The organism is Leifsonia sp. HAY1-4F (assembly GCF_056755275.1).
Genome location: NZ_JBNDHX010000430.1, coordinates 1 through 253 on the forward strand (window position 1 = coordinate 1; position 253 = coordinate 253).

At 63.6% G+C, this 253-nt stretch carries 1 pseudogene; it reads right to left on the reverse strand.

Going from position 1 to position 253, the window contains the following annotated elements:
• Positions 1-253, reverse strand: a pseudogene (locus ACPYOG_RS20070) (indolepyruvate ferredoxin oxidoreductase); the annotation flags it as partial.

Here is a 253-nt window from a genome sequence, read left to right on the forward strand (position 1 = left end):
CCCGAGGACAGGTTGGAAAGCGCATCGGATGCGACATTCGTGCCAGCCGTCGATTTCCAGGTGACGGCGCCACGCACCGGATACATCACGGAAGCCGAAAGCATGGCGGCAGCCGCCGCTTCCGACGCCGAGGTCTCGAAATGGACGCCCAGATCCTCCATCACGTCCTTGGCGTCAGCGAGCGCGTCCATGAGATGGGAGATCGGCGAGCCCTGATAGCCGCCGACATAGGACACGCCGGATTGCAGGAGTG